Below are 13,909 nucleotides of genomic sequence, written 5' to 3' on the forward strand. Positions count from 1 at the left end.
AATTGCGCTGGCAACCCGGGAGGTTGCGATACCCGGATTCACGCAGTGCATATAGTCGGTATTTTTGGCGCCGGTACGATCGAGCAAGCGCGGCCATGCCGTTTCGGACTGCACTCGACTACCTGTGCAGAGGCTTTCAGTGAGCCGTCATGCGGCAGCGATTATCTTTCCTATCGCGCGCTCGCGCAGATGAACAATGTTTCTACAATGGATGTCACGGCGCTCGCTTCAATCCGCCGACGGGTATGTAGCCACTGACGTGGAGCCTCGATCCGCCGCAAACTGATGGATCGGGCCGCCGCTGAAACCTCGCATCTACACAAGGACAATCGCGAATGGGCAAGCTCACTACCCACGTGCTCGACACGGCAAACGGCCGTCCCGGCGCCGATATCAAGGTCGAACTGTTTGCGCTTTCCGGCGACACGCGCCGCGCGCTCAAGGCCACCACCACCAATCACGATGGCCGCTGCAACGAGCCGCTGCTCGAAGGCGATGCACTGACTGTCGGCGAATATGAACTCGTGTTCCATGCGGGCGACTACTTCGCGTCGATCGGCACCAAAGTGCCCGAGCCGCGCTTCGTCGATCGTGTCGTACTGCGTTTCGGCATCGCCGACGCCGGCGCGCATTATCACGTGCCGCTGCTGGTGTCGCCGTGGTCGTACAGCACCTATCGCGGCAGCTGACACGGAACGACGCGGCGCCTCGTACACGGGCGCGTGCGTTTCGCCGATGACATGGAGACATGCGCGAAGCGCAAGCCGGACAGACGCGGTCCATCAGTACCCGAGTTCATCTTATTGTCGTTGCATGCATTGAACCCCTAGCGGACATGCAGCGGCGCAACAGCATCGCATTGCGCGCAGCACACGAGATGCTGCGCGAACAACGAATCAAAAGTGGAGGAGTTTCATGGAAGGCTTTATTACCGACTGGCTGAATCTCGCGATTCGCTGGTTTCATGTGATCGCCGCGATCGCCTGGATCGGCGAGTCGTTCTATTTCGTCGCTCTCGATAACAGCCTGAGGCCGCCCACCGACCCGAGCCAGCGCCGGCGCGGCGTGTTCGGCGAACTGTGGCACGTGCACGGCGGCGGCTTCTACAACATGCAGAAGTACACCGTCGCGCCGCCCGAGATGCCCGATGACCTGCACTGGTCGAAGTGGCCGTCGTACACGACGTGGCTTTCCGGTTTCGGGCTCTTCACGGTGCTCTATCTGTTCGCGCCGAACACGTATCTGATCGACAAGAACGTGCTCGATATGGGCCCCGTCGTCGCGATCTTCTCGGCACTCGGCTTCCTCGCGGCAGGCTGGATCGTCTATGACTCGTTGTGCCGTATCCTTGGCAACCGGGACAAGCTGCTCGGCATCTGCGTCGGCATCTACGTGCTGATCGCGGCCTTCCTCGCATGTCACATCTTCGCGGGCCGCGCAGCGTATCTGATCATGGGCGCGATGCTCGCGACGATCATGTCGGCGAACGTGTTTTTCGTGATCATTCCCGGCCAGCGCAAGATGGTCGACGCGATGCTCAAGGGCGACACGCCGAACCCGATCTACGGCAAGCGCGGCAAGCAGCGCTCCGTGCACAATACGTACTTCACGTTGCCCGTCGTGTTCGCGATGCTGTCGAACCACTACGCGATGACGTACACGCATCCGTACAACTGGGCAGTGCTCGTCGTGATCATGCTGGCGGGCGCGCTGATCCGCCAGTTCTTCGTGATGCGTCACCGCGGCCAGATACTGTGGTATCTGCCCCTCGCCGGCGTCGCGCTGATGTTCGGCGCGCTGTTCTGGACGATGCCGAAGCCGGTCGTGCCCGTGGCGGAAGCTGCGAACGCGCCCGTCATCAAGCTCTCCGATATCGTGCCCGTGCTGCAGCAACGCTGCGTCGCGTGCCACTCCGCGCATCCGACGCTGATGGGCAGCGCGCCCGCCGGCGTGCTGCTCGATACGCCCGACGAAATTTCGACGAACGCGCAGCGCATCTATCAACAGGCCGTGACGCTCAAGGCGATGCCGCTCGGTAACGTCACGCACATGACCGACGGTGAACGACAACAAATCGCCGCGTGGTTCCAGGGCGGCGCAGTGAAATAAGACGAGGTGTCGATGATGGGCGCAAGCCCGTTTCTTCGAGGTTGGCGGGCTGTTCGCGCAAGCGGCAGCCCGTTTTTTTTTGCGTCTGACGACTGCACTGGGCTGCACGTTTGCGTGCGGATGAATCGGTGCCGGGGCGTTCGTAGCCCGAAGCTACGGCATGCGCATTTAGCAGGTATTTCGCGGCCCTGGATCTACAAGCTGGATGCTGCGGCCTGTGCTCCTCGGGAGCGTCAATTATCGGCAAATCGCTTCGGGGCGAAGCCTGCTCGACGACTTCCTGGTCGATCTGTTCCGCGAAGAACTTTCATCGCGCCCGATGCGCAGCGCGACACATCGTCAGCCGCTGCGCAGCCCGAAAAAGAACATGCAGTTCAAAGTCTCGTCGAAGTCGAATGCAATCGACGCGGCGGGTTTCTCCGATCCCGAACCTGCCGACAAAAAAGCCCATCGCGGACATTCATCCGCGATGGGCTTTTCCTTCATCACCGAAGCACCGCACACGACGCGATGCATGTCACGTCATCTCAAATCGCTACAGCGCTCAACGCCTCTTCCGTGAGCCACAGCGAAGCCGTCAGATCCTGCTCGTTGAGATTGAGCCCTTCGCCGCCGCGATCGACGACGATGAAATCGCTCACTTCGCCCAGCGCGATCAGCGGATGGTGCCACACGGCTTTCGCGTAGTTCACGCCCTGCCAGCCGCTTGTGACGAATGCGCGAATCTTCGACTCGTCGAGTAGGCCTGCCGGCGCGACCACGACCAGATACGGCTTGTCGTTCAACGGAATGAACGCCTGGCTGCCGAGCGGATGCCGTTCGAGCATCTTCACTTCGAACGGCAGCACGCGCGGCTGCCCGCGAAACAGATTGACGAGCGTGCGGCCGTCCTGATCGGCGACATCGACTTTCGCGAGATCGTGATAACGGATCGTCGTGCCGAGATTGATCGGGATCTGCTTCGCGCCTTCCAGTTCGATCAAGTCGCCGAACGGCGCGAACGCTTCGCGTGTCAGCGGTTCGATGGCGAGTGTCTTCATCATGCGAGCGTGCCCCACAGACGCAGACGCGACACGCCGCCGTCCGGAATGATGTTGAAGCGGACATGCGTGACAGGGCCGAGCGCCGCGATCTCGCTTTCGAAGAAATGCTGCTTGTCCATCTGCAGCTTCTGTTCGCCGAGCAGCACCGGCCAGAACATCGCCTGCGTGATCAACGAGCTGTCGGTGCCGCCCGTCACATATGCGGCCTGAAGCGAGCAGCGATCAGGAAAGTTGCCCTTGAAGTGCGCCGTGTCGACTTCGATCTTCTTGATGACGCCCGGCTGCGCGAGCGCGACGATCGCCCAGTCGTTGCCCGGCTCGCGGCGTCGGCGCGTTTCCCAGCCGTCGCCCATGTTCACGCCGCGGCCCGGCATCAAGAGCGTCGACGCGGCCCCGAAGTGCTGGTTGTTCGCGGCAACCAGATACGCGCCGTTTTCCATCGCGGCCAGATCGAACAGATCGGTGCGGCTCGCGCCCGCCCAGTCGACTTGCGGCTGGCCGTACACGCGCAGGCGCGCGATGCCGCCGTCCGGATAGATGTTCACGCGCAAATGCGTGTACGCGTTCGTGTCGCCCACTTCGACGTAGTGGTGACTATTGCCTTGCAGCGTCGTCGACGGAACGATCTCGGTCCATTGCGTCGACTGGTTCGGCGCGCCATCCGTCACGCGTGCCGCTTCCACCGATGCCGCCGGCGGGAAGTTGCCCGTGAAGTGGCTCGTGTCGATATCGAGTCCCTTGATGACGCCCGGACGCGCGAGCTTCACGATGCACCAGTCGTAGCCCGTCGTACGCTTGCGGCGCGTCTCCCAGCCGTCCATCCACTTGCCGTGCTCGTCGTACTTGCCGGGAATGAAGACGGCGGGCTCCGGATTCAGCATCCGTTCCTTCGGCGCGAAGAAATCGTCGCTGGTTTCGAGCGCCTGTGCGCCGAGACGCGGGTCCGCGAGATTCACGAAACGGCGGGTGAATTCGGGTGCGTTGGGATCGAGAATCGGGAGTGCCATCTTTGTGTTCCTTGCTGTCGGGTTGTTGCTTTGTGTGAGTACTTTGTGTAAGTACCTTGGGCGCGCGATGTGGCGCGACGCAATGCCGAGCGCGCCGCGAGCGCGACGCTCACGCGCTGATCAGATCGTCGAGACGGAAACGCGCGATGCGGTAGATCTGGTCGAGGCTCGCGCGCAGTTCATCGGCGCGGCGGTTGTTCACACGCGATTCGAAGCTCGCGATGATCCCGTGCCGGTCATAGCCGCGCACGGCGAAAATGAACGGAAAGCCGAATTTCTCGCGATACGCCGCGTTCAGGCGCAGCAGCTTGTCGAACTCTTCCTGCGTGCATTGATCGAGACCGGCGCCGCTCTGCTCGCGCGTCGACTCGGCCGTCAGCTCGCCGCGCACGGCCGCCTTGCCCGCGAGTTCCGGGTGAGCGTTGATCAGCGCGAGCTGCTTCGCTTCGCCCGCTGCTTCGACGGCGTTCGACATCGTCTTGTGCAAGGCGTCGATGCTCTCGTAAGGACGCTGCGCGGCCGCCACTTCGGCGACCCACGGCGAGTGCTCGAAGACACCCGACAGCGCCGCGACGAACGCGTCGGTCGAGATCCTGTTCAATTGGTCGAGTGTGTATTGCATCGCCTTCATGCCGCAGCCCCGCGGATGTCCTGTGGTTGATAGGGGTGATGCTCGCGCCAGTGACGCGCGATATCGACGCGCCGCGTGACCCAGACGCGCTCGTGCTTTTCGATGTGATCGAGAAAACGCTGCAGCGCGCGAAAGCGCCCGGGCCGGCCAAGCAGACGACAGTGCATGCCGATCGACATCATCTTCGGCGCTTCGTCGCCCTCGTCGTACAGCACGTCGAATGCGTCGCGCAGATACGTGAAGAAATGGTCCGCTGTGTTGAAGCCTTGCGGCGTCGCGAAGCGCATGTCGTTGGTGTCGAGCGTGTACGGCACGATCAGTTGCGGTACCTTCGCGCCGCCCGTCACCTCGACGTCCATCCAGAACGGCAGGTCGTCGCCGTAGTAGTCGGAGTCGTACAGGAAGCCACCGTATTCGGCTACGAGGCGATGCGTGTTTGGACTGTCGCGGCCCGTGTACCAGCCGAGCGGCCGCTCGCCCGTCGCGCGCTCGATCGCTTCCATGCCGAGGCGCATGTGCTCGGCTTCGCGCTCGGGCGACATGTCCTGATAGTGAATCCAGCGATACCCATGACACGCGATCTCATGGCCCAGCTCGACGAACGCGCGCGCGACTTCCGGATGCCGTTCGATCGCCATGCCGACGCCGAACACCGTGAGCGGCAAGCCGCGCTTCTCGAACTCGCGCAGGATGCGCCACACGCCGGCACGCGAGCCGTATTCGTAGATCGACTCCATGCTCATATGACGCGACGGATACGCCGTCGCGCCCACAATCTCCGAGAGGAACTGTTCCGAGCCAGGGTCGCCGTGCAGCACGCAGTTCTCGCCGCCCTCTTCGTAGTTGAGAACGAACTGGACCGCGACGCGCGCGCGTCCTGGCCAGTCAGCCTGCACGGGATGGCGGCCGTAGCCGATCAGATCGCGTGGATAGTTCGAATCGAGTGACATGATGTGAGTGACGCAGCGGTCGGCGTGAGCGGTTGCAAGTCTGCGCCGGCGGACGTCGTGAAAGCGGGGAAACGCGCTACGGCAGGGCCGGCAGGGTTGAACCAGTGTAGCGAAAACACCCGGGTGCGCCCATACACCCGGGCAGATAGTGCGTGTCAGACGGAATGTATGTGCGGTGCAATATCGGCGGCGGGGTCGACGCGCAGCGCGCTCGCGTTGACCCGCAGCAGCGCGCCGTTCGTGCCGGTGACACCATTCGCGCCAGGCGCGGCTTGTTGCCTGCATGCCGCGTCGGCGGGCACTTCACTCGTCGGACTGAAGCGCGCGAACTCGCCGTCGTAGCGCTTCGCGAGCGGTCGCGCATAGTCGCCGCGCTTGGCCGTCGCGAGGCGCAACGCGACGAGCGCCTCGACCCATTTGACGGCGGTTGTCACGCCTTCGATCACGGGCGCGCCCAGCGCGTCTTCGATCTCTGCGCACAATTCCGCCATTCCCGCGCAGCCGAGCACGATCGCGTCCGACCCATCCTCGTCGAGCGCGCGACGGCATTCGTCGAGAATGATGCGCCGCGCCGCCGAGCCGGGCTGATCGAGCTCGAGCACGGCGACATCGGTGGCGCGAACGTTGCGGCAGAAGCGCTTCATGCCGTAGCGTTCGGCCAGATGCCAGGCCATCCCGCAGGTGCGCGAAAGCGTCGTTACCACCGAGAAGCCTGGCGCGAGCACGCTCGCCGCATGCATCGCCGCTTCCGCGATGCCGATCACCGGGCCGCGCGCCAGTTCGCGCGCCGCATAGAGACCGGGATCGCCGAAACATGCAATCACATAGCCGTCGAAGCCCTCACGCTCGCCCGCTTCGATTTCCGCCAGCAGCCCCGGCGTGGCCAGCGCTTCGTCGTAGTAGCCTTCGATCGACGGCGGGCCCATCGTCGGACTCACCGCCATCAGCTCCGTCCCCGGCGACACGACGCTGCGCGCGCAACGGCCCATGGCCTCCGTCATCCGTTGCGTCGTGTTCGGGTTGATCAGTTTGATACGCATGTCTACTCCTCTGTCGACCAGAGTTGGCGTGTCGACCAGAGTTGGCGCTTTAGCTGTCGGCTGGAGTTAGTGCTTTGGCACTTACTCCAGCCCCATGCAGAGCACTTACTCTGGTCTCATGCCTTATTCCAGTCCCCTGCAAGATGATTGCATTGCATTCATTGATGAACTGTCATGCGCGTTCATGCACTGCGTTGCAGCTTACGGACAAGCACACTGTAGAACACCGCACCGAGTCCAGCGCCGATGAACCACGAGAAGTTCGCCAGGCCGTCCAGCGACGGTACCATCACGCAGATCACCGCGATCAGTGCAGCCGGCAGCAGCGCGGCCACTGCACGATAGTTCACGCCCTTGTGATACCAGTACGAGCCCTTCTCCGACACCGTGTACAGATCGTCGAGCACGATCTTCTGACGCTTCACGAGGAAGAAGTCGACGATCAGGATGCCGTACAACGGTCCGATGAAGCTGCCGAGCACGTCGAGCGTGTAGTGGATCACGGCCGGGTTGTTGAAGAGGTTCCACGGCGTGATGAAGATCGACGCGACGGCAGCGAGCATGCCGCCTGCGCGCCAGCTGATGAGCTTCGGTGCGACGTTCGAGAAGTCGAATGCAGGCGACACGAAGTTGGCGACGATGTTGATGCCGATGGTCGCGATGGTGAACGTCAGTGCACCAAGAATTACGGCCGTCGGATAGTCGATGCGGCCCACCGTTTCGACAGGATCGGTGATGAGCTCGCCGAACACGGGCAGCGTCGCGGCCGTCGTGATGACCGTCACCAGCGAGAACGCGAGGAAGTTGACGGGCAGGCCCCAGAAATTGCCGCGCTTGACGCTGCGAAAGCTCTTGCCGTAGCGCGAGAAGTCGCCGAAGTTCAGCATCGGGCCCGAGAAGTACGACACCACCAGCGAAATCGCCGTGATCATCACGGGGATCACTTCCATGCCGTGATACTTCACGCCGCCCAGGTTGATGCCGATGTTCTGCCAGCCGGCGCGCCACACCATGTAGCCGGCCAGGATGAACATCACGACATACACGGCCGGACCGGCGAAGTCGATGAACTTCTTGATCGTCTCCATGCCGTTCCAGAACACGAATGCCTGCAGCACCCACAGCAGCATGAAGCCGGCCCAGCCGATCGTCGACAGGCCCATGAAGCCGTGATGATGCACGTCCGCGTACGGCACGAGCTGCGGGAAGAACTTGAGCACGACGATGACGAGCGCGCTCGATGCAAGATACGTCTGGATGCCATACCACGCGACGGCGATGAGGCCGCGGATCACGGCAGGAACGTTCGCACCCAGCACGCCGAACGTCGCGCGGCACGCGACGGGATACGGCACACCGTTCAGCTGGCTCGGCTTCGCGATCATGTTGCACAGCAGGTTCACGATCGTGATGCCGACGAGCAACGCGATCAGCACCTGCCAGCTCGTGAGGCCGAGCGCGAACAGGCTGCCCGCGAACACATAGCCGCCGACGCTATGCACGTCCGACATCCAGAACGCGAAGATGTTATAGGCGCCCCACGTCTGATGCTTCAACGGCGCGAGGTCTTCGTTGTACAGACGCTCGCTGTAGCCCGCCGGGAGCGCGTGAGCGCTTTGCGCGCCGCTCTCGTAATCGGGGATTGCCGAACTGTCCGGTGCTGCACTGAACTGAGCCATGGATTCCTCCTAAGGTGGGAACGTCGACGGGAATCGACGAGCATTGCATCGTGTATGCCAGGCGCACGACCGGCCCACGATATGGGTCGTGCCGATGCGCAGTGCCTGCACGTTGCCGCGGGTGTCTCCGTACTTACGTACTTGTTTTGATGGCCCGGCAGGCTTTCCGCGAATGCCTGCAAGGCTTTGCCGCGTCGGCATGGCCGCTTGATGAGCGCTCACGCCTTACGGTCTTTCGGTCTCGATACGCGCCGGGTGCGGCTCGTATCGGTTCATGTCCCGGTCGGCCTGTCGGCCGACTTTGTGATCAAACACAGTTCACTTCAGTGCAGCGCGCACCGCCTGCGAGCGCGGGCGGGCGGCACGCATGCACTTTGATTCAGCCGGCGACGACCTTGGACACACGCATGCCGAATACTTCATGCAGATCGGTGCCACCGCTTGCCGGCCGGTCAAGCATCTTCAGCTCGACGCTCTGCAGATGGCGCGACATCAGCGCGCCCGCCGTCTTCGCGTCGCCCGCGTCGATCGCCGCGAGAATCGCTTCGTGATCTTCGAACGAACAGGGGCTGCGGCCGAGCGATTCGTACAGCGCGGAGATCAGTGTCGAACGCGCGACGAGTCCGTTCAGGCAATCGCACAACACGGTGTTGCCCGTCAGCGATGCCAGTTCAGTATGGAATTCGCCCGACAGCCTGATCCACGCCGGGAAGTCACGCGACTCGAACGCCCTGCGCTCGCGGGCGATCATCCCGCCGATGCTCTTCAACCGCCGCGAGCCTTGGCCCGCGCAAATCTTGTCGACGACGGCCAGCTCGATGATCCGGCGCATCTCGAACACTTCATGCACTTCCTGCAGCGACGGACTGGCGACAAATGCGCCGCGGTTCGGCTCCAGATCGACGAGGCGGTCGGTGGCCAGGAGGGCCAGAGCCTGCCGGATCGGTCCGCGCTTGACGCCGAACACGTCGCACAACTGTGCTTCCGTCAATTTCGCGCCGGGCGCAAGCCGATGCTCCAGGATCGCGGCGCGAATGCGCTCGGCGATCGTTTCGGGTTTCGTGCTGCTCGCGGCGGCGTTGGGTGTCTCTGACATGATGAGCGTGCTGTTATGGGGTCCATCTTATGACGGACATAAAAATTGTCAACAATTTATGCCACCGACTTTCGACAATTTTGGTTTGGACTGACGTGCCCAAAACGATCCGAAACAGGCTCTGGCGACCGTCCTATGCGATTGAGCAGCCAACCGCTTCGGTCGAAGCCCCCTCCTCTGACGAACATTTTGTCAACAAAATTTGCGGCTACTGCGGGAAGTGAAGATTGGTGGGTACCGAAGGGGTAAGACGGTTAGTTGCGTCTTATAGCCAAAAACAAAGGCGAGTCGCCTCGCCTTTCCTCCGACGCAATGCGAGGCCTTGCCCCGCTCCCTGCGTCCTTACCCGAGCACGGGGTGTCCCGACACCGTCAGCTTGAATCCATGCGCCCCCGCGACGAGATGCGCCTGCGCGCCGACGGGCAGCGTCACCATGTCGGGGATGTGGCCGAACGGCAGGCCCGTCACGACGGGAATGCCGACCACCGACCTCACCTGCTCGATCATCGCGTGAAGATCGTAGCCGTTGTCGTAGTCGAACGGCTTGCCGCCCGAAAAGTCGCCGAACACGAGCGCCTGCTGCCGCTCGAGGATACCCGCGAGATGCAGCTGATAGATCAGGCGTTCGATCCGGAACGGCTGCTCGTTGACATCCTCGACGAACAGGATGCCGCCCTCGACAGGCGGCATATACGGCGAGCCGACCAGCGACGCCAGCACGGCCAGATTGCCGCCCCACAGCGTGCCTTTGACGTCGACAGTTTGCGCCTGAGGGAGCGTGCCGGAAATCGTGTAGGTATCCGAAGTCAGCGCGCGCCAGAAGTGCTTCATCGTGAAGTCGCTGACGGTTTCGGCGCCGAAGTCGACCGCGAGCATCGGGCCGCCGAAGGTCGTCACGCCCGCCTGCGCCAGCAGCGCCAGTTGGAGCGCGGTGAAATCGCTGTGGCCCACGAACGCAATCGGCTGGTCGCGCAAGCGGCGTTGCAGGCCCGCGTAGTCGAGCCCGTGCAGAATACGCACGGCGCCGTAGCCGCCGCGCACGGCGAGCACGATGTCGGGCAGCTCGCGCGACGGGTCCGCCAGCCGATTCAGCTCCGCTGCGCGTTCGCCGTCGGTGCCGGCAAAGCGCTGGTAACGCCGCTGCGTCGCGCCGATGTTTTCGACGTGATGCCCTTGCGCGCGCAACCGTTTCAGTGCGAGATGAATCGCGCTCGGATCGTGCGGATAGCCCGAAGGCGCAATCAGTTCGATGGTGCGATGCATGGCCATATCAGGCTGTCGTTCTGTTGACGGGATTGTTGTCTTAGAGCGTTTCGGACGCGCCGGGTTCGCCATCGCGTCCGGCGGCGGCGTGCCTTTCCCGCGCGGCACGCCGGCGATCCGCGAAGAACGAGCTCAGCGCATCACCGCATTCGTCTTCGAGCACGCCGCCCGTCACGGTCGTGTGATGGTTCAGCTGCGGATTCGCAAACGCATCGACGACGCTGCCGCATGCGCCCGTTTTCGGGTCGCGCGCGCCGAACACGACGCGCGCGATGCGCGCGTGCATGATCGCGCCCGCGCACATCAGGCAGGGTTCGAGCGTCACGTAAAGCTCGCAGCCCGGCAACCGGTAGTTGCCGAGCTTTTGCGCGGCGGCGCGCAGCGCGGCCATTTCGGCGTGCGCGGAAGGATCGTGTCCGCTGATCGGATGATTGAAGCCCGTCGCGATCACTTCGTCGCCGCGCACGAGCACCGCGCCGACGGGGACTTCGCCCGCGGCGCGCGCTTCGTCCGCGGCGGCCTGTGCGAGGCCCATGAAGTGGAGATCGCGTTCGGAGATATTGGTCAGTTCTGCGGGAACGGCGGCTTCGGCGTTCGACGCGTTCAAAGCGGCCGTAGCAGGCACGGCAAGCGGCGGCTGCGCGCCCGTTTGATCGGCGGCCTGGGCCGGCGAACCGGCGGGCAAATCGGTTTGCGACGCGGAAGGATCGACGTCGATGCTCACGCCGGCCCCGCGTCGGCAGCCGGGTCGTCAGCGGCGCGCTCCGAAAGACGCTCGGCGATGCGGCGGCAGTATTCGCGCGGCATCACGAGCGGTCCACCGCGCAGCGATTCCAGCGCCATGTCGAGCGCCAGCATCTTCGCCTGCAGACGGCAGCGGGTTGTCCGGTCGCTGACTGCATCCAGTTCGTTCTGCAGGTCGCGCAGCGCCCGCAACTGTTCGACGGCCGGCGGCACGAAGCCCGCATTCTTCAGAATGCGGTTCGCGATTCGAACTTCTTCGGGCACCAGTGCGTCGTCGTCGAGCGTCTGGGGCGCGCCGGCTCCCGGCAAATCGTCGAACTCGCCGCGCGCGGCCGCGGCGGCAATCCGTTGTTCGACAAGTGCATCAAGCAATTTCATTTGCAATCCACTACGTTGCGGCTCGGGCATTTTATCAGGAGCCGCGAAATGCATTTGTCAGACGCCTAGAGTGTGCAATCAGATCCTAAGAAATGTCGTATGGGATGGCGTTCTGCATCGAAATATGGTTGTCGATTTCCCTGCTCGTATGTCCCTATCGCCTGGCCGTTTTTCTCCGACGCGCAATTTACACACTGTTACGCAGGGCGTCCGTCAATAACGACGCGCGTTTCCCTATACTCGTCGCCGTCCACAGCTGGTGGCGCCACGACAATCACGCAACATGACCCACTCCCGTTTTGCTCGCCCTCTCGTCCGAACGTCGCTGATCGCGCTCTGCGTAACGCTGCCGCTTGCCGGCTGTGTCGTTCCCGGCAACGCGCCCTATGGTTCTGCTTACGGTTCGTCGTACGCCACACAACCGGCGTATGGGCAACCGGCGTACGCCCAACCGGCTTACTCTCAACCTGCCTACTCGCAGCCTGGTTATGTGCAGCCCGGTTACGCGCAGGCGCCGCAGTATCAGCAGCCCTACGCGCAACAGCCGCAATATCAACAACAGCCCGCGTACGATCAATCCGACTGGCAGGACGGCCAGAACCAGGGCTATCAGCAGCCGCAGCAGGGCTACGGATACGGCGAGCAATACGGCGTCGTCTCGTCGATCCAGCCGCTGGCCAATCCCGGTGCCGTGACAGCGGGCGGCGTCGCGGGCACGGTGATCGGCGCCGTCGTGGGCGGTGTGATCGGCAACCAGTTCGGGCACGGTCACGGGCGCGATGCTGCGACGGCGATCGGCGTGCTGGGCGGCGCTGTCGCCGGCAATCAGCTTGGACAGCAGGCGGGCGCGTCGTCGCCGGGCGGCTACCGGGTTTCCGTGCAACTGAACGACGGCTCGATGCGCGCTTTCGATGTCAGCACACCCGGCGACCTGCATCCGGGCGATCGTGTGCGCATCGCGGGCAACCGGCTCGATCGCTATTGATTCATCGATGACCCGTGCGCACGGTTGACGTCGGGCGCGCGCGATGCGCATGCAACGCGCGCAATATCCCGCTGGCGTGCCACGCGAGCCCAATTGCCGGGCCCCAACCCGGCGTCAGGCACTGTCCCCGGTTCGTAGAACATCGCAAACCGTGCCGACTGCAAAGCGACACCATGAGCTTCGCGTGCGCCGCTTTTTTCCAGCTTGAGCAGAGCGCAATCAGCAATCTTCATGTGTTGGAAAATCGGCTTCCAGCACTGCTGCTGACAGGGATCAGACGCCGCCGCCCCTCAGCGGCCAGCGCCCTTTTACGTCGTAGGGCGTCTCGCCGAGCCAGCTACGGATCAGGACAAATTCGCGCACGGTCCAGGTGATCGGTCCAATCGCGCGGGGATCGAACCTGCCTGCGCCGTACAGCAACGTGACGTGGGGCGTGAAACGCGCGCGTGAATCATGCAGACCTGCCCCTCTGAGCGCGTCCCCAAGTCCTTGCTGAAGGTCGATCATTTCATCCAGCCCGGCGCTCCCCGTCAGCACCAAAGGCCGATGCCCCTGCCGCCCGTTGAAGCTGGAGACCCGATCAAGCGTCAAGCCGAATGGCGGCACGTCAATGCTCGTCGCCGCGGCGCATGCACGCGCGACGGCTACCTCCGGCACACGCGCAAAGTCGCCCAGATGGTGCAGCGTGATGTGCAGGCGCTCGGTATGCAGCAGCCTGGCCTTGACACGCATCTCGGACCGCAGCCATCCCGCCATGTCAGCAATGCGCGCAGCGGTGTCCGGATCGGGCATCGCGACAAACAACAAGCGATGTTTCGGAGCCAGTTGAGGCGCCTCGAATCCTGGTAGCGTAAGTTGGGTCACAGCAGCATTGCAGGTACGCCGGTGGGAAAACATCCATTATCGTCAACCAGATGACGGCCCGCTCATCGCGCAAAAAACAACGCCCGGCAGGTGTCCTCCTGCCGGGCGTTTGCGTCACAT

At 63.2% G+C, this 13,909-nt stretch carries 14 protein-coding genes; 3 read left to right on the forward strand and 11 right to left on the reverse strand.

Annotated features, from left to right (window positions below):
* Window positions 1-335: 335 nt before the first annotated feature.
* Complete coding sequence (uraH, locus tag GCT13_RS09775; protein WP_152757374.1) at window positions 336-689, forward strand: hydroxyisourate hydrolase; 354 nt, start codon at window positions 336-338, stop codon at window positions 687-689.
* A 226-nt stretch (window positions 690-915) separates the two neighbouring features.
* Window positions 916-2,109: a urate hydroxylase PuuD gene (locus GCT13_RS09780; protein ID WP_152757376.1), complete on the forward strand. Its 1,194-nt coding sequence runs from the start codon at window positions 916-918 to the stop codon at window positions 2,107-2,109.
* A gap of 527 nt (window positions 2,110-2,636) precedes the next feature.
* Here GCT13_RS09780 and GCT13_RS09785 read toward each other — a convergent pair.
* From GCT13_RS09785 to GCT13_RS09830, 10 genes are all read right to left on the reverse strand, one after another.
* Window positions 2,637-3,149 carry an ureidoglycolate lyase gene (locus tag GCT13_RS09785; RefSeq protein WP_152757701.1) on the reverse strand — a complete coding sequence of 171 codons (513 nt, stop codon included), beginning with the start codon at window positions 3,147-3,149 and terminating at the stop codon, window positions 2,637-2,639.
* Window positions 3,149-4,159, reverse strand: coding sequence for an allantoicase (alc, locus tag GCT13_RS09790; protein ID WP_152757378.1), 1,011 nt, complete (start codon window positions 4,157-4,159; stop codon window positions 3,149-3,151). Before alc ends, GCT13_RS09785 begins: the two co-directional genes overlap by 1 nt.
* A 109-nt stretch (window positions 4,160-4,268) precedes the next feature.
* A complete protein-coding gene (uraD, locus tag GCT13_RS09795; RefSeq protein ID WP_152757380.1) occupies window positions 4,269-4,790 on the reverse strand; it encodes a 2-oxo-4-hydroxy-4-carboxy-5-ureidoimidazoline decarboxylase in 522 nt (173 codons plus the stop codon).
* Entirely contained in the window at window positions 4,787-5,740 is a 954-nt protein-coding gene (gene puuE, locus GCT13_RS09800; protein ID WP_152757382.1) for an allantoinase PuuE, read from the reverse strand. The genes uraD and puuE overlap by 4 nt, the downstream gene beginning before the upstream one ends.
* A 155-nt stretch (window positions 5,741-5,895) precedes the next feature.
* On the reverse strand, window positions 5,896-6,780 hold the full coding sequence (locus GCT13_RS09805; protein ID WP_152757384.1) for an aspartate/glutamate racemase family protein: 885 nt from the start codon (window positions 6,778-6,780) through the stop codon (window positions 5,896-5,898).
* A 182-nt stretch (window positions 6,781-6,962) separates the two neighbouring features.
* Entirely contained in the window at window positions 6,963-8,459 is a 1,497-nt protein-coding gene (locus GCT13_RS09810; protein ID WP_152757386.1) for an NCS1 family nucleobase:cation symporter-1, read from the reverse strand.
* A gap of 379 nt (window positions 8,460-8,838) precedes the next feature.
* Window positions 8,839-9,555: a GntR family transcriptional regulator gene (locus GCT13_RS09815; RefSeq protein ID WP_152757388.1), complete on the reverse strand. Its 717-nt coding sequence runs from the start codon at window positions 9,553-9,555 to the stop codon at window positions 8,839-8,841.
* A 342-nt stretch (window positions 9,556-9,897) separates the two neighbouring features.
* Window positions 9,898-10,824 carry a muramoyltetrapeptide carboxypeptidase gene (ldcA, locus tag GCT13_RS09820; protein WP_152757390.1) on the reverse strand — a complete coding sequence of 309 codons (927 nt, stop codon included), beginning with the start codon at window positions 10,822-10,824 and terminating at the stop codon, window positions 9,898-9,900.
* Window positions 10,825-10,858: 34 nt separating this feature from the next.
* The gene (tadA, locus tag GCT13_RS09825; RefSeq protein WP_152757703.1) at window positions 10,859-11,425 is read right to left on the reverse strand and encodes a tRNA adenosine(34) deaminase TadA; all 567 of its coding nucleotides are present in this window, start codon (window positions 11,423-11,425) and stop codon (window positions 10,859-10,861) included.
* Between the two features lie 113 nt (window positions 11,426-11,538).
* Window positions 11,539-11,940 carry a DnaJ family domain-containing protein gene (locus GCT13_RS09830; protein ID WP_152757393.1) on the reverse strand — a complete coding sequence of 134 codons (402 nt, stop codon included), beginning with the start codon at window positions 11,938-11,940 and terminating at the stop codon, window positions 11,539-11,541.
* A 283-nt stretch (window positions 11,941-12,223) separates the two neighbouring features.
* Here GCT13_RS09830 and GCT13_RS09835 point away from each other — a divergent pair, with 283 nt between their 5' ends.
* The gene (locus GCT13_RS09835; protein WP_152757395.1) at window positions 12,224-12,925 is read left to right on the forward strand and encodes an outer membrane lipoprotein; all 702 of its coding nucleotides are present in this window, start codon (window positions 12,224-12,226) and stop codon (window positions 12,923-12,925) included.
* Between the two features lie 273 nt (window positions 12,926-13,198).
* On the opposite strand, the gene thpR is transcribed toward GCT13_RS09835, so the two are convergent.
* Window positions 13,199-13,822: an RNA 2',3'-cyclic phosphodiesterase gene (thpR, locus tag GCT13_RS09840; protein ID WP_152757398.1), complete on the reverse strand. Its 624-nt coding sequence runs from the start codon at window positions 13,820-13,822 to the stop codon at window positions 13,199-13,201.
* Window positions 13,823-13,909 lie beyond the last annotated feature (87 nt).

Origin of the sequence: Paraburkholderia franconis, assembly GCF_009362735.1 — a bacterium.
In the GTDB taxonomy this organism is placed as follows: domain Bacteria; phylum Pseudomonadota; class Gammaproteobacteria; order Burkholderiales; family Burkholderiaceae; genus Paraburkholderia; species Paraburkholderia franconis.